Genomic DNA, 19,299 nt, shown 5'->3' on the forward strand with positions numbered 1-19,299 from the left:
ACTCGGCCATGACAGATGTCATGGCCGGTGCCCGCGGTGGACTAGGCGGTGACCGTGACCGTATGCAGGCCGCCCGGGCCGAACGGGAAGGGCGGACGTTCGGCCGAGTCCTGGACCTCGCCGGAGCGGCTGATCACGCGGGCCTGGAGAGTGTGGGTACCCGGCGGGAGATCGAGGAGGGTACGCCAGCGCCGCCAGGCGGCCGGCGCCAGTTCGGAGCCGAGTTCGACCGGGAGCCATTCGGTTTCATCGATGCGGATCTCGACGCCCGCGACCCCGTGGGGCGGGGCCCAGGCCACGCCCGCGACCGTGAACTTGCCGGAATTCGTGCCGCCGCAGGTCGCCACATCGATGCGGGCCTGCGGGCGCACCCACAGCGGCTCGACCGGCCAGCCGCGCTTGCACCAGTAGTCGACTTGGGTGTCGTCGGCGAGTTCGAGCTCGGTGATCCACTTCGCCCCGGAGTACTGCCCGTAGATGCCGGGCACGAAAACCCGTGCGGGGAAGCCGTGTTCGGGCGGCAGCGGTTCGCCGTTCATGCCGATGACCAGGTAGCCGGGCCATTCGCCGGTGCGCAGCGGTTCCAGCGGCAGCGAGATGGTGTAGCCGTCGGCGGCGCGGGTGACCAGCCGGGTCGCCCCTGCTTCGGGGACGGCGTGGTCGAGCAGCGCGGTCAGCGGGACACCGAACCAGCGGGCATTGCCGCAGCGGCCCGAGCCGGCCGTATTGTGCACGCACACCATGACGGCATCGAATTCCACGGCCTGCTCGGCCAGATCGGCCAGCGACAGCCGCAGGTGATGGGCCACCCGGCCGCCGATGGCCAGCCGCCACTGGGCGGGATCGATGCGCGGCGGCCGCGAATTCACGTCCGCCACATAGAATTTGCCCGCAGGTGTGATCAGGGGCGACAGTCCCGGTTCCAGCCCGAGGCCGTCCTCCGGGACAGGCGCGTGCGCACCCCACGACCCGGACCGCCGCGCCACCTCGCGGTACCGCAGGTCCTCGCGGCGCACCAGCACCTCGGCGGCGGCGAGCATGCCGGTTCCCGCTGCCGCCCACAGCAATCCGTGACGGGGCGCGGTGGAGCCGCGCAGTCCCGCGCGCAGTAGCGCCGCCGCGGCCACGCCACCGGCCGCGCCGGGCACCGACCGGTTGGCGCTGCGCAGTGCCGCGGCCGCCGTTCCCGCGCCGAAGGCCACCGCCGCGGGGGTCCGCAGCCGCGGCGGCAGCAGGGCCATCCCGGCGGCCGCGGCGACGCCGCCGAGGGCCACCCCGAGCCGGGTCATCTCCTTGTCGTGCTCCCCGGCCTGCGCCACCATGGTCTCGACCACCGGCACGGGTGCGTAGTCGGCGGCCAGCCGCCCGATTCCGTCGAGCACGGACCCGCCCCTGGCCGCGGCGAGCAGCTCGCCCGCACCGAGCGCACCCAGCCCCACCGCCGCCGCGCCCAGCAGCCGCCGTTTCCCGTTCACCGACACTTGCCCGAACCTTCCGTAGCCGACCGGGTTTCCAGCGCCCATTCTTCCCCAGCGGCGGCGCGAGATCGCGCGCTTTGCGCGGCATCACCGCCGCAGGTAGGCGTCCACGAGGGGTCCGATGACGGCCAGCGCATCGGCGGTGATCATCTCGTTGTGGCTGTACGGGAGCGGCCGATCCTGGATGCTGCCGCCGATATACGGCCGCCAGGTGGTGACGTTCGGCTTGGGGTCCGGGTTGTGGGCGGCGGCGAAGAAGAGCAGGTCGCCGTCGAAAACCTCGTGCTCGTGGGCCCCGATCTGGCGCAGCAGGTGTTGCAGATCGCTGTAGAAGTTCTCCAGATCGGTTGCGGTGAAGGTGATTCCGGATGCCGCCAGCAGATCCGCCGCCTGGGCGGGCGTGAGGTGCTCGAGCTCCGGCGGGATGTCGATGCCGCCGAATTCGGCCAGCAGCATCGACAGCGGTGGGAGGGCGCTGTCGTCGGGCACCGCGACGTCGGCGCGCGCGTCGATCATGACCAGGGACGGCACCTCCGCACCGCGGCGGCGCAATTCGACGGCCATGGCGTGCGCCAGCGGCCCGCCCGCCGAGTACCCGAGCAGGTGGTACGGGCCCTCGGGCTGGACGTGGAGGATCTCCTCGACGTACCGGACGGCCAGTTCGCGCACGGTGCGATCGGCGGTGCCGCCGTCGGTCACGCCGGGCGACTGGATGCCGTAGATCGGGCGGTCACCGTCGATGTACTGCACCAGTCCGCCATAACACCAGGCCAGTCCGATGGCCGGGTGCACGCAGAACAGGGCCGGCGCGTCGCCCTGCGGGCGCATCGGCAGCAGCACCCGCATGGACGCCTCCACCCCCGGCTGGTCGGCGGCCTCGACCAGGCGCCCCGCCAGCGCGGCGGGCGTCGGGTCGAGGAACATCCACTGCAGGGGCATGGGGATACCGGTGTGTTCGCGCACCAGGGTGACCAGGCGGACCGCGCCCATGGAGTTGCCGCCGATATCGAAGAAGTTGTCGTCCACTCCGATTCGCGGAAATTCCAGCACGGTTTCGAAGGCGTCGACGAGGGTGCGTTCGGCGTCGGTCCGCGGGGCGCGGTAGGCCCTCCGGGCCGGAACGGGCCGGGGATTCACCACGGCGGTGGCTTCGTCGCGGGGATGCACGGTGAGCGCGGGCAGCGGGGTGCCCGCGGCGGGCGTCACGGCAAGTGTGCCGATCGCGGCCGCCGGGGCGGCGGTCGCCGCGTCCAGGAGCGCGAGGAAGCCGTCGACCATGATGGCGGCGGTACCGCGGTCGAACAGATCGGTGGTGAAGGTGAGGGAGGCGGTGATGCCCGCCGGTTCCCCCGCCGCCCCGAACTGTTCGGCCAGCATCCATTCCAGATCGAACTTGGATCCGGGTGCGGGCGCATCCAGGGGTCGAATCTCCAAGCCGGGCAGCGTGGTTGCCTCGGTCTGCAGGTTCTGGAAGGCGAGCAGCACCTGGAACAGCGGGTGGTGCGCGGTGGAGCGGGCCGGGGCCAGCGCCTCCACCAGCCGCTCGAACGGCAGGTCCATGTTGCCGTAGACGGCGAGATCGGCCCGCCGCACGGCGTCGAGGGTGTCGGCGAAACCGGCGGCGGGATCGAGCTGCGAGCGCAGCACCACGGTATTGACGAACATGCCGACCAGGTCGTCGAATTCGCCGTCACCGCGGCCCGCCACCACCGAACCGATGGCGATGTCGGTGCGGCCGGACAGCCGCGCCAGCAGGACGGCCAGCGCGGCGTGCACCACCATGAACGGGCTGGCGCCGTGGTTGCGGGCGAGTACCTGGATGCGGTCGTGAACCGGTGCGGGAACGGTGAATTCGATGCGGTCGCCGGACCCGGAGGGGGCCTCCGGGCGCGGGCGGTCGGTGGGCAGCGTGTGGACCTCGGGCACACCGGCAAGGGTGGTGCGCCAGAACTCCATCTGACGGCCGGCCAGGCTGTCGGGATCGCGGTCGGAGCCGAGCAGCTCGTGCTGCCACAGAGTGTAGTCGGCGTATTGCAGCGGGAGCGGAATCCACGCGGGCGCCACACCGGTCGAGCGAGCGATGAAGGCGTACATGACATCCCGGGTCAGCGGGGCCATGGACCAGCCGTCCGCCGCGATGTGGTGCACGGCCATGGCCAGCACCGTGCGGTCCGGCGCGACGCGGAGCACACAGACCCGCAGCGGCGTCTCGCGGGTGATGTCGAAGCCGCGGGACAGCTGGGCGATCAGGGCCGCCGCGATGTCAGCCTCCGCCACCTCGAGTTCGGTGATCGGCAGCGAACCCGCTGTCGCAGGCAGGATCTGCTGGTACGGACGCCCGTCCGGCCCCACCGGGTAGATGGTGCGCAGTGTCTCGTGCCGGGCGATGACATCGTCCAGCGCCTCATGTAGCACCGAAATATCCAGTGCACCAGTGATTTCGAAGGCGCCGGGGATGTTGTAGAGCGGCGAGGCGGGGTCGTAGCGGTTGAGGAACCACATGCGCTGCTGTGCCGCCGACAACGGGATGCGCTCCGGGCGTGGGCGCGGTCCCGGGCGCGGACGATCCGACGCGCCACCGGAGGCGACCAGCGCCGCCAGCTCGGCCACCGTCGGGGCGTCGAACAGGGCGCGCACCGGGACGGCCGTGTCGAGCGCCGCGCCGAGCCGCGCCACCACCCGGGTGGCGATGAGCGAATTGCCGCCGAGGGCGAAGAAATCGTCGTCGCGCCAGACCTGGTCGACGCCGAGGACCTCGGCGAAGGCCGTCGCCACCGCCGTCTCGACGGGCCCCTCGAGCAGTCGCTGCTCCCCTGCCACCAGCTGCGGTGCGGGCAGGGCATCGAGGTCCAGTTTGCCGTTGGCGGTGCGCGGCAGATCGGGCAACACCGTGATGGCGGCCGGCACCATGTAGGACGGGAGTCGTTGCGCGGCCGCCTTCTTCAGAGCCACCGGTTCGGGTTCCGTGCCGTCCGCGGCGACCACGTAGGCGGCGAGCATGCCGCCGGGCCCGTCGTCGCGGACCACCGCGACCGCGCGCGCGACCGTGGGCTCCGCGGTCAGCGCCGCCTCGACATCGCCCAGCTCGATGCGCAGGCCGCGCAGTTTGACCTGAGTGTCGGTGCGGCCCAGGTACTCCAGGTTCCCGTCGCGTCGCCGCACCAGGTCGCCGGTGCGGTACATGCGCCGGCCGGCCGGGCCGTGCGGGTCGGCCACGAACCGGGCTGCGGTCAGGTCATAGCGGTCGAAATAGCCACGCGCCAAGCCGATTCCCGCGAGGTACAGTTCGCCGACCACGCCGTCCGGAACCGGGCGCAGCCGGTCGTCGAGGACGAGGGCCCGCATGCCGGGTGCGGCCCGGCCGATGGTGATCGGCGCACCGGGATGCACGGGCGCGCCGGCGGCCGTCACCGTGGCCTCGGTCGGCCCGTAGTCGTTGAAGTGGTTGCGGCCCTCGGCCGCCCACGCGGCCACCAGTTCCGGCGGGCAGGGTTCGCCGCCGGTGACGATCAGGCGCAGATCGTCCAGGCCGGACGGATCCACGGTCGACAGCGCCGAGGGCGTGAGCGCGATGTGCGAAACCCGTTCGCGTGACAGCAGTTCGCCGAGATCGGGTCCGGCGAAGACGGTGGGGGGCGCGATCACCAGAGTGGCGGCCGCGCCCACCGCCATCAGCAGTTCCACGACGGAGGCGTCGAAACTCGGTGACGCCACGTGCAGGACCCGGGATTCCGAGGTGAGTGCGTCCCGGTCCCGCTGCGCGGCAGCGAGATTCGCCAGACCCGCGTGGGAGACCACAACCCCCTTGGGCGCGCCCGTCGATCCCGAGGTGAAGATGACGTACGCCGGATGGGCTGTGTTCCTGCTGATTTCATGAACCGCGACCGGATACTCCTCCGCGTCGCGGTCGTCCAGGCACCACCATTCCACCGTGCCCGGAAGTCGGTCCCACTGCGCGCGCACGGTGAGACCGAGACATACCCCCGAAACGTCGATGATCCGGGCGATCCGATCCGGCGGATAGGCCGGATCCACCGGGACGAAGGCCGCCCCGGCGCGCGCGACGGCCCAGACCGCCAGCACCGATTCGATGGACCGCGGAATGCCCACGGCCACCAGTGTTTCCGGTCCGGCGCCGGCCGCGGTCAGCCGCCGCGCCAGCTGCTCGGCCCGGGCGTCGAGCTCACGGTAGGTGAGCCGGCGGTCCCCGCAGATGACGGCGAGGCCGTCCGGGTTCGCCGCAACCGCGTCGGCCATGAGGTCGGCCAGCATGCGGGGGGACGCGACGGGTTCGGCGGCCGCGTGCAGCCGCTCGTGCTCCGCGGCGGTGAGCAGGTCGAGGTCGCCGACCGGGCGGGCGGGTTCGGCCGTGATCTCGGCCAGCACGCGCACCAGCCGGCCGGTGAAGTCCGCCATGGTCGACGCATCGAAGAGGTCGGTGGCGTAGCAGCACCGCAGTTCCATGCCGTCGGTGTCCCCGATGACCGTGAGGCTCAGGTCGAAACGGCTGTTGGTCTGCGGTAATTCGAGCGGGGACACGGTCAGCCCGGGCAGCTGGAGCTCCGGCATGGCCAGGTTCTGGAACACCAGCATGACCTGGACGAGCGGGTGCCGCGACTCCGACCGGGCCGGGGCCAGCACCTCCACGAGCCGCTCGAACGGCACGTCCGCGTGTTCGAAGGCGGCGAGATCGGTATCCCGCACCCGATCGAGCAGCGCGGCGAAGCCCTCCTCCGGGCGAATACCGGTACGCAGCACCAGCGTGTTCACGAACATGCCAACCAGGTCGTCGAGTTCGCGCACGCCGCGCCCCGCGACCGGGGTGCCGACCACCACATCCGTGGTGCCGCTGAGGCGGGACAGCAGCACGGCCAGTGCGGCGTGCACCACCATGAACGGGGTCGCCCGATGCGCGCGGGCGCAGCGGTCGATCGCGGCGGTCAGATCCCGGTCCACGCGGGCGGTGCATTCGGCCGCCCGATGCGAGGCGCGGGCCGGTCGCGGCCGATCCGTCGGCAGCTCCAGGTGATCCGGCACCCCGGCGAGGGTGTCCGACCAGTACCCGAGCTGCCGGGCCGCCAGCGAGTCGGTGTCCGCCTCGGAGCCGAGCCGATCCCGCTGCCACAGTGTGTAATCCGCGTACTGAACCGGCAGCGGCTCCCACGCCGGCGCCTGCCCCGCGGCTCGCACCGCATAGGCGGCGGCCACATCGCGGGTCAGCGGGGCCATCGAGAAACCGTCCGTCGCAATGTGATGCGCGACCAGCACGACCACGTGCTCTTCGAACTGGCCGTCCGTCGTGGCGCGCTGGCCGTAACTCGCTGCGGCCGAGCTGATTTCGCGATCGTCGACGGATAACACCCGGACCCGGAGTGGGACCGCCGCGGTGACGTCGAACCCACGGCCGATGGTCTCCGCGACGACCTCGGGTAGCCGGTCGAGGGACACCGGCACCGGGTCGAGGTCGAGCGGGATGTCCTCGGCGGGGAGCACCCGCTGCATGCCGACGCCGTCGATATCGGGGTAGACCGTGCGCAGCGTCTCGTGGCGGGCCAGCACATCCCGCAGCGCGGCGCGCAGGGCGTCCTGGTCCAGGTGGCCCGAAAGACGCAGCGCCACCGGCACGTTGTAGGCCGGGGAGGCCGGGTCGTAGCGGTTGACGAACCACATGCGCTGCTGGGCCGGGGAGAGCGGGACCAGGTCGGGGCGCTCGGTCCGGGTGAGAGCGGGTGCGGCGGTGTCGATCTCGGCGGCCGACAGCCGCACGGCCAGGTCGGCGACCACCGGGGCCTCGAAGAGCAGGCGCACCGGAACGGTGCGGCCCAGGTGCGCGGTGAGACGAGCCGCGACGCGGGTCGCGATGAGCGAATCGCCGCCGAGCGCGAAGAAGTCGTCGCGAGCACCGACGCGATCCAGCCCCAGCACGTCGGCGTAGGTCTCGGCGATGGCCACCTCGGCACCGGCCGGGACGACGTATTCGGCCTGTACCAGCTGGGGTTCGGGCAAGGCGCGCAGGTCCACCTTGCCGCTCGCCGTCAGCGGCAGCTCCGGCAGCACCTGCAGGCCCGCGGGCATCAGGTAGCGCGGCAGCCGGCCGGAAGCCCAGGCCAGCAGCTCCGGCACCGAAGCCGGATCCGACAGCGCGACATACGAGCACAGCGTCATCGCGCCGGCGGGATTGCGCCGGGCGACGGTCACCGCGGCCTCGATGCCCGGATGCGTCAGCAGGACGGCGTCGACCTCACCCGGCTCCACCCGGATACCGCGGATCTTCACCTGGAAGTCGCTGCGACCGGCGTACTCGAAACCGTCCGCGGTGCAGCGCATCAGATCGCCGGTGCGGTACATGCGCTGCCCGGCGGTGAACGGGTCGGCGACGAACCGGCTCGCGGAAAGCGCTGCGCGACCGGCATAGCCGCGCGCCAGCCCCGCACCGCACACATACAGTTCGCCGACCGCCCCCAGCGGTACCGGACGCAGCCACGCGTCCAGCACGAGCAGGGTCGTCCCCGGCACCGGGTCGCCGAGCAGGGTCGAGGTGCCGGCCGTCATCGGGTCGCCGAAGCTCGCGGCGATCGTGGTCTCCGCCGGGCCATAGGAATTCACGAACGCGCGACCCTGGCCCAGGCGTGTCACCAGCGCGGGCGGGCACGGTTCGCCACCCATGACGACCGTCCGCACACCGTGCAGGTCCGCGGCATCGAGGGTCGCGAGCACGCTCGGCGTACAGGTCAGGTGGGTGGCAGCGCCCGCGTGGACGGCGGCCGCCAGCTCCGCACCCGCACTCGCCTCCGGCGGTGCGACGACCAGCGTCGCGCCGGCGGCGAACGCGGACATCCACACCAGCATGGCCGCGTCGAAAGCCGGGTTGAGGCAGTGCATCACGCGCGAATCGCGATCGATGCCACCGCGTTCCGCCATGGCCGCCGCCATATTGGCCAGCCCGGTGTGCGAGACCACGACACCCTTCGGCGTGCCCGTGGACCCCGAGGTGAACACCACGTAGGCCGCATGCTCCGGGCGCAGGGGCGCGAGCCGGTCGGCATCGGTGACCGGCTCGGCGGACATCGCCGCGCACTCGGCGACCAAAGCGTCGCTGTCCAGCCGCAGCCATGCCACATCGCCGGGCAGATCCGTCACCTGATCCGAGGTGATCCCCAGCACCGCACCGCATTCCGAGGCGATGGCGCTCGTCCGCGCCGCCGGCTGCGTGACATCCACCGGCACGAACGCCGCCCCGGTCTTCGCCACGGCCCACACCGCGACCATCGACATCACCGACCGGGGCAGAGCCACCAGCACCGCCTGCTCGGGCCCGGCACCGGCCTCGATCAGCCTACGAGCCAACCGATTCGACGCGGCCGCCAGCTCGGCGTAGGTCAGCTCGGCAGGGCTGTCTGCCGGTGAGGCGGCGCTGACGAACGCCTGTGTGTCCGGGTATCCGTTGGCGGACAGGAGATCCGGGAGGAGCTGCACCTCGCGGGGCTCGGCCCCGGGTCGGATCGAGACCAGCGCGTCGGGGTCCGTGCCGCGCAGCCCGGCGGCGCGGCGGCGCGAGTCGCCGGTGAGGTCGGTCAGCAGGCGGGACAGCGCCGCTGCCAGCGCATCGGCCTCGGAGGCGTCGAAATAGTGTGGGGAGCGGGTCAGTTCGAGGCGGAGGCCGTTGTTGGCGTAGGCGGCCAGCGAGAGGGGGTAGTGGGTGCCGTCCTGGGCGCGCAGGGACGTGACGGTGAGGTCGGCCTGGCGGGTGGCGGCGGTGAGGGTCGCGGCATCCACCGGGTAGGACTCGAAGACGGTGGCGGTGTCGAAGAGCGGGCCCAGGCCGGTGGCGGCCTGGATCTCGTCGAGGCCCAGGTGCTGGTGGTCGGCCAGGGCGGCCTGCTCGCGCTGGACGCGGGTGAGCAGGTCGGCGATCGATTCGGCCGGGTCCAGGGCGATGCGGACCGGGACGGTGTTGACCAGCATGCCGACCATGCGCTCGGCGCCGGCCAGTTCCGGCGGGCGGCCGGACACCGTGGCACCGAAGACGATGTCGGAGCCGCCGGTCTGCTCGGCCAGCAGCAGCGCCCAGGCCACCTGCACGAGGGTGTTGACGGTGACCTGGCAGGCCGCGGCCGTGCGGCGCAGGGCGTCCGGCAGACCGTCGGGCAGGGGCACCTCGTGGGCGACCGGGGCGGTCGCGGCGTCGGCGCGCGGCGCGGTCGGGGCGATCAGGGTCGGGCCGTCGAGGCCGGACAGGGACTGCGCCCAGGCTTCCCGGGCCAGGCTGTCGTCGCGGGCGGCCAGCCACTCGAGGTGCGTGCGGAAGGGGGCCGGGGTCGCGAATCCGGTGTCGTCGCCGGAGGTTTCGTAGAGGGCGATGAGCTCCGCGAACAGCATCGGCATGGACCAGCCGTCGAGGATCAGGTGGTGGTTGGTGATGACCAGCCGGAAGCGCCGCTCCCCCGCCGCGATGCACAGGAATCGGATCAGGGGCGGGTGGTCGACCGGGAACGGCTCACGCAGTTCGGCCGCCGCGATCTCGTCGAGCTCCGCCGGCGTGGCACAGACCGCCTCCCGATAGGCGCACGGCACCGCGACCTCGGCCGGAATCACCTGCACCGCACCGGTATCCGAGGCCAGGAACCCGGCGCGCAGCACATCGTGGCGGCGGACCAGCGCCTCGGCGGCGGCCGTCATCCGGTCGCGATCGAGGTCGGCCTCGACATCGATGATCGCCTGCACCGAGTAGCCGTCCGGGCCACCCGCGGCCAGTTGCGCCTGGAACAGCAGACCGCGCTGCAGCGGCGTCAGCGGCCAGGCATCGGCCAGGCGGCCGAACGCCCGCTCCCACGACTCGATCTCCGGCTGCGCGACGGTCAGCAGCGGCAGATCGGCGGGGGTGAGGCCACCGGCGCCGGGGCGTCGCACCAGCTCGGCGATCTCACCGACGGCCGAAAGCCATTCCCGTGCCAGCGCTTCCACGTCCCCGGCCGCGACCGCGTGGCCGGCAAACTGCCACACCGCCCGGATCCGCGGCCCGCTCCCCGACTCCAGCGTGACCGCGTCCACCGAGATGACCGCCGCCAGCGGCATATCCGGATCCGCGTGCCCGCCCAGCCGATCCCCCATCGCGACCGGCAGCCAATCGCCTGCGGCGAGCTCGGGAATCTGCCCGAGGTAGTTGAATCCGATCTGCGGATCCGGCAGTGCCGCGAGCTCCCGGGCCGTTCGTGTGTTCAGGTAGCGCAGCAGCCCGTAGCCGAAGCCGCCGCGCGGCACGGCCCGCAGCTGTTCCTTGACCGTCTTCAACGCGCTGTCCACGCCGGCCGCGCCCGAATCTCCGTCCACAGCAACGGGTCCCAGCCGCACCGGCACCTGCGTGGTGAACCAGCCGACCGTTCGCGACAGGTCCGCCCCGGGCACCGCGGCCTCGTCGCGGCCGTGCCGCTCGACCGTGACCACGGTGCCGGCGGCGGCCGCATCCTGCTCGTCCCGCCAGCGCGCCAGGGCCAGCGCCAGCGCCGCCAGCAGCGCGTCCTCGACGCCGCAGCGGTAGGTGCCCGCGAGCCGGGCGATGAGCGCCGCCGACACCTCGCCCGGCACCTCGATATCGATCCGCCGGGCGGTCCGATGGGTGTCCACCGCCACGTCCAGCCGGCGCCGCCCGATCAGGGCATCCGGGGCCAGCACGTCACGCCAGTATCCGAGTTCGCTGACCGGCCAGGGCGATTCGACAGCGGCCGCGTCATCGGCCGACGCGCTCGGGATGTCCGGTGACGCCAGCGCCTCCAGCGCATACGCCCAGGTGCGCATCGAGGTCCCGGTCTCCCGCAGCTCGGGTTTCGTCCCCGCCGCGGCCTGCGTCCAGGCGGACATCAAGTCGGGCAGCAGAATTCGCCACGAGACCGCGTCACAGGCCAGGTGGTGCACCGCGATCGCCAACCGGCCCGGCCGCGCCGGACCGGCGTCCAGCCAGTTCAGTGCGATCATCACACCCGCACGCGGATCCAACCGACCGGCGGCATCCGTCAGCGCTCGGTCGACCGCCGCCCCGGACACGTCGGCCGCCGTCCACTCGAAGTGTGTCAACAGCGTCGCCGCCTCGATGTCATCGGCCGGCGGAACGTCCAAGCGGAGCCCGTCGTCGGTGTCGACCAGGCGGGCGCGCAGCACATCGTGGCGGTCGAGCAGCGCCTGGACGGCGCGCAGCAGCACCGGGAGTTCGACCCCGGCCGGCACCTGAACCACCATCGACTGGGCGAAATGCCGCCAGCCGGGACGGCCGAGCAGCCAGGCCGCGATCGGCGTCAGCGGCAGGCGGCCGACGCCACCGCCCGCCAGTTCGGGCAGCCGCTGCGGACGGTCCTCCAGCCGGGTGACCACGGCCGCCAGGGCGGCCGGGGTGCGGTGCTCGAAAACCTCACGGGCGGAGAAGACCAGGCCCGCGGCGCGAGCGCGCGAAACCAGCGTGATCGCCATGATCGAATCGCCGCCCAGGGCGAAGAACGAGGTGTCCGGACCGGCCTCGGTCCCGAGAACCTCCGCGAACAGGCTGCAGAGCAGGCGTTCGGTGGCGGTGGCGGGCGCGCGACCGGACATCGGTTGCGCCACCACGGGTTCCGGCAGCGCCCGGCGATCCACCTTGCCATTGGCGGTGAGCGGCAACGCGCCCAGCACCGTGACGGTCGCGGGCACCATGTACGGCGGCAGGCGGTGGGTGGCGTGGTCGAGCAGCTCGGGCTCGGTGATCACCTGACCGGCGTGCGGTACCACATACGCGGCCAGCACGGTGCTGCCGCCGGAACCGGGCCGCGCCACCGTGACCGCGATCTCCACCGACGAGTGCGCGTTGAGCACGGCATCGATCTCACCCAGCTCGATCCGCATACCGCGCAGCTTCACCTGGAAGTCGCTGCGACCCACGTACTCGAGCACGCCGCTCTCGGTCCAGCGCACCAGATCTCCGGTGCGGTACATGCGGGCCCCGGCCGGACCCGAGGGGGCGGGCACGAAACTCTCGGCGGTCAGCCCGGGACGGCCGACGTACCCGCGCGCCACCCCCGGCCCGGTCACATACAGCTCCCCGGCCACCCCGATCGGCACCGGCCGCAGCCAGCGATCCAGCACCAGCATCCCGGCGCCCGGAATGGGGTGGCCGAGACCGGCATTCACGCCGGGCACCAGCCCCCGGGTGTAGGTGACGGCCACCGTGGTCTCGCTGGGACCGTACGAATTCAGCAGCTCCCGCCCGATCCCGAAGCGCGCCACGATATCCGGCGGCGTCGGCTCCCCGCCCGACGACACCGCGCGCACCCCGTCGAGCGCGTCCGGCTCCAGCGTGGACAGCACCGCGGGTGTCGAACAGACCTGGGTGATGCCGAAATCCCGGACCAGCCCGGCCAATTCGGCGCCCACCACCGGATCCGATTCGGCCACCACCAGGGTCGTGCCCGATGCGAACGCCATCAGCCATTCCAGCACCGACGCATCGAAACTCGGGTTCAGGCACTGCAGGACCCGCGCACCGGGCGCGACCCGGTAGGCCGCCATGATCGCCGCGGCCAGCCCGGCCAATCCGGCATGGGTCACCGTCACACCCTTGGGCACCCCGGTCGATCCGGAGGTGAACACCACGTACGCCGGATTGCCGGCCCGCGGCCGCCCCCGCAACTCCTCGGCGGTGAGCGGCGGATCGGCCGGCGCCACGTCCTCGTCGAGCAGGTCGTCGAGGGTGATCCAGTGGACCGAATCCGGCAGCGCGGCAGTCGATTCCGCGAGGGTCAGGCCGATCGTCGCGCCCGCCTCGGCGGCAATGCGCGCCATGCGGTCGGCGGGCAGCGCGGTACCCAGCGGCACGAACGCCGCGCCGGTCTTGGCCACCGCCCACAGCGCGACCATTGCCTCGACCGAACGGGGAAGTGCGAGCAACACAGTCGATTCCGGTCCTACGGCCACCGCTTCCGATATTCCGGAACCGGATTCGGCAGCGCCCGCCCGCACGATCCGGCGCGCCAGCCGATTCGACAGCGCGTCCAGCTCGCCGTAGGTCAGCCGCCGGTCGCGGCCCATGACGGCGACCGTCTCGGGTCCGGCGCGGCGCAGGCCGTCCGCCAGGATCTCCGGCAGCAGCCGCGGCTGCGGCGCCGCCGGCCCGTGTGCGCCCGCCAGCACCGGCTGCTCGTCCGCCACCGTGTAATCCAGTGCCGCGACCGGTGTTCCGGCCTCCGCCTCCAGCAGCGAATCCAGCACGGCGAGGAATCGCCGGTGATGCCGGTTCAGCGAATCCTCGTCGTACAGGCGCGGATTCGCGGCGAAGTCGACATGGATCGGCGCGCCCGCGCCGTGCTGGTAGAAGTTGACGAACAGGTCCTCGATCGGGCCCGAGGTGACCACGTGCAGGCTCGAATTCACGCCCTCGAAGTCGATCCCGGCCGGGAACATCATGATGTTGATGACCGGCCCGGTCATGCCGCGCCCGAACTCGTCCCGGTCGCCCTCGTCCCGCATGTCCTCGTGGCGAAAGCGCTGATGCCGCAAGGCCCCCGACGCCGCCACCCGCACGGCATCCAGGACCTCCCCCACCTGTCCCGCGCGCGGCACCGGCACCCGCAGCGGCACCACATTGGCGATCATGCCGCCGGAACGCCGCAGCACCGCGGTGGTGCGGCCGGACACGGGCAGGCTCAGGACCACGTCCTCGGTGGCCGTGAGCCGGGCGTAGTACAGCGCGACCGCGGCCATCGCCACGCCCGCCGAACTGGTGTCGAAACGGCGGGCCGCGCTCGCCAGCCGCTCGGCCGTCCGCTCCCCCAGCTGGGCGCGCGCCTCGCGGGCCAGCGCGCTCGCGGGCGCGGTGGCCCCGACCAGGCTGCACCGGTCGGGCATGCCCGCGGTGACCTCGCGCCAGTAGCGCTCGTCGGTGGCGTACCGGCTCGATTCCCGGTACACCATCTCCGACTCGTGCACGTCCAGCAGCGAGGCCGCGGTGCCGGGAGGCGCCGTTTGCCCGCGCACCGCGGCGTTGTACAGCTCGGCGACCCGATACAGCATGGTCATCGAGCCGAATCCATCGATGAGGAGGTGGTGTGCTCTGGTGTACCACAGGTGATGGGACTCGCCGACCCGGATCACGGTGGATATCCCAGCCTGTGCACCGAACAGCTCGATCGGCGCCGCCACATCCGCGCGCATCCACTCCAACGCGTCCGCAACCGGGTCGGGTCGGTCCTGGAAGTCCAGGAAGCCGACCGTCGCGTCCAGTTCGGTATCGACCACCTGATACGGCCGATCCTCGATCTCGACGAATCGCAGGACACCGGAACCGAATTCCCGCGCTGCCTGCGCCCCCACGAGCCGCAGCACCGCGATATCCAGCGGTCCGTGCATCTCGATGTACTGGGCCTCCGACAGCGGCACCGCCGGATCCAGTTGCTGCGCATAGAACATCCCCAGCTGAGCCGGGGAGAGCGGGAAGACAGTGGCGGTCCGATCCGCCGCGATCTCACGCGTCATAGGAACTACCTAACTGCTGGCCGAACAGGATGCGCCGTCGTCGGCGCCCACCTCGTAGGCGGGCACGAAGGCGGGACGAGATGTCAAGCGCTCCACCATGACCGAGCGCACATGCGCGGGCAGCCCCGGCGCGAACTTGCGCACGAAGGCGTCGGCCCACTCCGGTCGGTCGAGCAGGAACGGAAAATCGGTCGTCATCATGCTGCGCACCACCAACATCGGTATCGGTGCGTCCAACGGCCGAAAATCCTTGTTCCACAGGCCCGCCTGGTCACAGCCCGGATAGAATTGCCCGAGCATGATGCCGCGTTCCACGAATTTGGTCTTGAATTCATCGTGGATCTCATCGATCAGCGAACAATCCGTCAAATTCGGGAATACGGTGATCAATGCGCGCAGCACGGAGGTGGAACTGCCGTTCCCCGTGGGCAGTCCGGAATAGACCTCCAGCGCGTCACGGATGACCGCGCGCACCCACGTCGGCCGCGGCTCCACCGCTGGAACCTGCGCCAGCCACATCAGATCTCGCCGCATGGCCGGTCGTACATACGGGCAGACCGGCCCGTCGCGGCCCAGTTCGTCACTGGGTTGGGTCAGATAGGACTCGGCCCATGATCGAAATGCCGCCACCGTGGATCGGGCGGCAGGGCACGATGATCCGGCGTCCCCCAATGAGACCCATTGCAGCCCCGAGCGGGGGCCGATAACACGCTCGCTCATGACTCACCTCGGATGATCGAGCTACGGCAGAGATGCGCCGTTGCCCACATCCTTAAATAGTGCTCCGGTCATGGGCCGTTAACGTGAGTAGTCGGTTACCCAATTTCGTGACACCGCCCCGGATTTCGGGGGCAATGGAATAAAGAAAAGACCGGTCAGGCATTGACCGGTCTTTCCTGTGAACCTGGGATCAGGCGCCGACGAGGCGCGCCGCCAGGTAGCCCTCCACCTGGTCGAGAGCGATGCGCTGTTGCGCCATCGAGTCCCGCTCACGCACGGTGACGGCCTGGTCCTCCAGCGTGTCGAAGTCGACCGTGATGCAGAACGGGGTGCCGATCTCGTCCTGACGGCGGTAGCGGCGGCCGATCGCACCGGCGTCGTCGAAGTCCACGTTCCAGTTCCGGCGCAGCTGCGCGGCCAGGTCCTTGGCCTTCGGCGACAGGTCCGCATTGCGCGACAACGGCAGTACAGCCGCCTTGACGGGCGCCAGGCGCGGGTCCAGGCGCAGGGTGGTGCGAGTCTCCATGGTGCCCTTGGCCGTCGGCACCTGCTCCTCGTGATACGCGTCGACCAGGAAGGCCATCAGCGAGCGGGTCAGGCCGGCCGCCGGCTCGATCACGAACGGGATGAAGCGCTCGTTGGTGTTCTGATCGAAGAAGCTCAGATCCGTACCGGAATGCTCGGAATGGGTCTTCAGGTCGAAGTCGGTGCGGTTGGCGACGCCCTCGAGCTCACCCCACTCGGAGCCCTGGAAGCGGAAGCGGTACTCGATGTCCACCGTGCGGGTGGAGTAGTGCGAGAGCTTGTCCTTCGGGTGCTCGAACAGCCGCAGGTTCTCCGGGTCGATGCCCAGGTCGGTGTACCAGGCCAGGCGGGTGTCGATCCAGTACTGGTGCCACTGCTCGTCCTCGCCCGGCTTGACGAAGAACTCCATCTCCATCTGCTCGAACTCGCGGGTACGGAAGATGAAGTTGCCCGGGGTGATCTCGTTGCGGAACGACTTACCGATCTGCGCGATGCCGAACGGCGGCTTCTTGCGCGCGGTGGTCTCGACGTTCTTGTAGTTCACGAAGATGCCCTGCGCGGTCTCCGGGCGCAGGTAGTGCATGCCTTCTTCGGATTCGACCGGGCCCAGGTAGGTCTTCAGCATCATGTTGAAGTCCTTGGGCTCGGTCCACTTGCCCACGGTGCCGCAGTCGGGGCACACGACGAGCTCCATGGACACCGAGTCCGGATTGTCGATCTTGTTCTTCTCGGCGTACGCCTCCTGCAGGTGGTCCTGCCGGTGCCGCTTGTGGCAGTTGAGGCATTCCACCAGCGGGTCGTTGAACACCGCGACGTGGCCCGAGGCCACCCACACGGGACGCGGCAGGATGATCGACGAGTCCAGGCCGACCACGTCGTCACGGCTGGTCACCATGGACCGCCACCACTGCCGCTTGATGTTCTCCTTGAGTTCGACGCCCAGCGGACCGTAGTCCCAGGCCGACCTCGTTCCGCCGTAAATCTCACCGCTCGGGTACACGAGACCCCGACGCTTGGCGAGATTGGCGACGGTGTCCACCTTCGACTTGGGTGCCACTGAACAGTTCTCCATCCGTGTCCGGAAGATTGCAAAGGATTGAGAGCAGCCTATCTGCCGCGTGCTACAGGTTTAACACCGTGTCGCGTTTGACATGCGTACACGTGCATATAAGAATGGCATCGGTTTCCAATAAGGAGTTGGTTCGATGACCACGGACAGCGGCGCGCCCCTGCGGCGCTCGCACGTCGCGACGGAGACCCCGGCCGCGATTCCCCACGACCCGTACCCCTACCGGTCTCCCCAGCCGCCGGCCGTGCCGTCGCGCACCATTCTGGACTCCGCCGGAGAACTATTGCGCGCACTGGCGGCGCCCGTCCGCATTGCCATCGTGCTCCAGCTCCGGGAGTCACCGCGCTGTGTGCACGAACTGGTCGATACTCTCGGAGTGACCCAGCCGCTGATCAGCCAGCACCTGCGCATCCTCAAGTCCGCCGGGGTGGTGCGCGGTGAACGCACCGGCCGGGAGGTCATCTACGAACTGGTCGACGAACATCTCGCGCACATAGTCATCGACGCGGTCGCACACGCCGAGGAAGGGTGATCCGTGGGAACAAGCGAGAAGACCGTCGGGGTCCGCAGCACCCGTCAGCGCAGTGCCATCGCCGCCCTGCTCGCGGACATCGACGAATTCCGCTCCGCACAGGAGCTGCACGACGAACTTCGCAAGCGCGGTGAGGGCATCGGGCTGACCACGGTGTACCGGACCCTGCAGTCGCTCGCGGACGCCGGGATGGTCGACGTGCTGCGCACCGACACCGGGGAATCGGTGTACCGGCAGTGCTCCACCGGGCACCACCATCACCTGGTCTGCCGCCAGTGCGGCCGGACCGTCGAGGTGGAGGGGCCGACCGTGGAGGCCTGGGCGGACTCGATCGCCACCGAGCACGGGTTCACCGATATCAGCCACACCATGGAGATCTTCGGCACCTGCCAGAACTGCTGCCACAAGAGCTGACAGCGAGAAGCCGCGCGCCCCTTGCCCATTGGGCGGGAGGCGCGCGGCTGCTGCCGTCCGGGTGGCGAGTTCAGGCCGCGGGCACCAGGTCCGGGGCGAGAGCCGGGACGGTCCGCCGAGTGCGGGCGATCCCCACACCGAGGAGAGCGAGACCGGCTGCGGCCCAGCACAGCAGGACCGTCAGCGGGCCCGTGATAGCGGCGTCACCGAAGAAGGCCGTCGAGCGGAGCAGGGTGGCGGCGGCGCCGGGCGGCAGCAGCTGGCCGATCTCGCCCCACGGCTTGGGCAGCAGTTCGGGCGCGGAGGTGGCTCCGGAGAAGGGGTTTCCGACCAGCAGCATGGTGAGCGCGCCCAGGCCGATACCCGCCTGACCGAGCACGGCGGCCAGACCGACCACGGTGCCGGCGACGGCGAGAGACACCAGTCCGCCGATCGAGGCCATGGTCAGGTACGCGCCGGGCAGCAGGTGCAGCCAGCCCTGGACGATCGACATGCTCAGCAGCCCACCGGCGATCGCGAAGACGGCCAGGCCGAGAGCACGGGCGCGCAGCGACGGCACCAGCAGGGTCAGCAGGACGCCACCGGCCAGGCCGGACATGACCAGCGGGAGAACCATTGCGCCGAAACCGCTTCCGCGCGGATCGTGAACGTCCGCGGCGACCACGTCCTGCACCGGTGCCGCCTGCGCGCCGTTCAGCTGTTGCGCGAAGGCCGAGAGCTGCTGGGCCACAATCGGACTCGCGGCCGAGGCGATCAGCACCCGGGGCTGCCCACCAGTCAGGATGGCCCCGTATACATCTCGATGCTCGATGGCGTCGCGAGCGGTGGATTCGTCTGCGACGGTGCGGATATCGAAGCCGCCGGGCTCGCGATCGGCCAGCTGCCGGGCGACCGCGGCGGCCTGCGGGCCGGTGATGGCGATGGGGAGATCCCGGGGCGCGACGCGGGCGGCGGGCCAGGCGAAGGCGATCAGCATCAGGGCCTGAATGGCGGCCGCGGCGAGACCGAGGGCGAGGGAGCGCTGGACTGTGTTCATGACCCATCCAAAGAAAGCGAAGGTTCGTTCT

7 protein-coding genes are annotated in these 19,299 nt (G+C 70.9%); 2 read left to right on the top strand and 5 right to left on the bottom strand.

Annotated elements, in window-relative coordinates; translation table 11 throughout:
- Window positions 1-41: 41 nt before the first annotated feature.
- The 4 genes from ACFXHE_RS01630 to ACFXHE_RS01645 all read right to left on the bottom strand — a co-directional run bounded on the left by ACFXHE_RS01630 (window position 42) and on the right by ACFXHE_RS01645 (window position 17,274).
- On the bottom strand, window positions 42-1,481 hold the full coding sequence (locus tag ACFXHE_RS01630) for a molybdopterin-dependent oxidoreductase (RefSeq protein WP_379378759.1): 1,440 nt from the start codon (window positions 1,479-1,481) through the stop codon (window positions 42-44).
- 84 nt (window positions 1,482-1,565) lie between these two features.
- Window positions 1,566-14,972, bottom strand: a complete 13,407-nt coding sequence (locus ACFXHE_RS01635; RefSeq protein ID WP_379378761.1) for an amino acid adenylation domain-containing protein — start codon at window positions 14,970-14,972, stop codon at window positions 1,566-1,568.
- Window positions 14,973-14,981: 9 nt separating this feature from the next.
- On the bottom strand, window positions 14,982-15,692 hold the full coding sequence (locus tag ACFXHE_RS01640; RefSeq protein WP_379378763.1) for a DUF6875 domain-containing protein: 711 nt from the start codon (window positions 15,690-15,692) through the stop codon (window positions 14,982-14,984).
- A gap of 190 nt (window positions 15,693-15,882) precedes the next feature.
- Window positions 15,883-17,274 (bottom strand): glycine--tRNA ligase, encoded by a 1,392-nt coding sequence (locus ACFXHE_RS01645; RefSeq protein WP_364617741.1) that lies wholly within the window; start codon window positions 17,272-17,274, stop codon window positions 15,883-15,885.
- A gap of 148 nt (window positions 17,275-17,422) precedes the next feature.
- Here ACFXHE_RS01645 and ACFXHE_RS01650 point away from each other — a divergent pair, with 148 nt between their 5' ends.
- Together ACFXHE_RS01650 and ACFXHE_RS01655 are read left to right on the top strand one after the other, a co-directional pair.
- Complete coding sequence (locus ACFXHE_RS01650) at window positions 17,423-17,818, top strand: metalloregulator ArsR/SmtB family transcription factor (protein WP_040861788.1); 396 nt, start codon at window positions 17,423-17,425, stop codon at window positions 17,816-17,818.
- 3 nt (window positions 17,819-17,821) lie between these two features.
- A complete protein-coding gene (locus tag ACFXHE_RS01655) occupies window positions 17,822-18,232 on the top strand; it encodes a Fur family transcriptional regulator (RefSeq protein WP_354835448.1) in 411 nt (136 codons plus the stop codon).
- Window positions 18,233-18,302: 70 nt separating this feature from the next.
- Here ACFXHE_RS01655 and ACFXHE_RS01660 read toward each other — a convergent pair whose 3' ends face one another.
- Complete coding sequence (locus ACFXHE_RS01660; protein WP_379378766.1) at window positions 18,303-19,268, bottom strand: hypothetical protein; 966 nt, start codon at window positions 19,266-19,268, stop codon at window positions 18,303-18,305.
- Window positions 19,269-19,299 lie beyond the last annotated feature (31 nt).

Origin of the sequence: Nocardia sp. NPDC059229, from assembly GCF_042754165.1 — a bacterium.
Lineage (GTDB): Bacteria > Actinomycetota > Actinomycetes > Mycobacteriales > Mycobacteriaceae > Nocardia.

Excerpts from the sequence above, each read along its gene's own strand:
- ACFXHE_RS01640 (WP_379378763.1), bottom strand. The coding sequence starts at position 15,692 with ATGAGCGAGCGTGTTATCGGCCCCCGCTCGGGGCTGCAATGGGTCTCA.
- ACFXHE_RS01660 (WP_379378766.1), bottom strand. The coding sequence starts at position 19,268 with ATGAACACAGTCCAGCGCTCCCTCGCCCTCGGTCTCGCCGCGGCCGCC.
- ACFXHE_RS01650 (WP_040861788.1), top strand. The coding sequence starts at position 17,423 with ATGACCACGGACAGCGGCGCGCCCCTGCGGCGCTCGCACGTCGCGACG.
- ACFXHE_RS01635 (WP_379378761.1), bottom strand. The coding sequence starts at position 14,972 with ATGACGCGTGAGATCGCGGCGGATCGGACCGCCACTGTCTTCCCGCTC.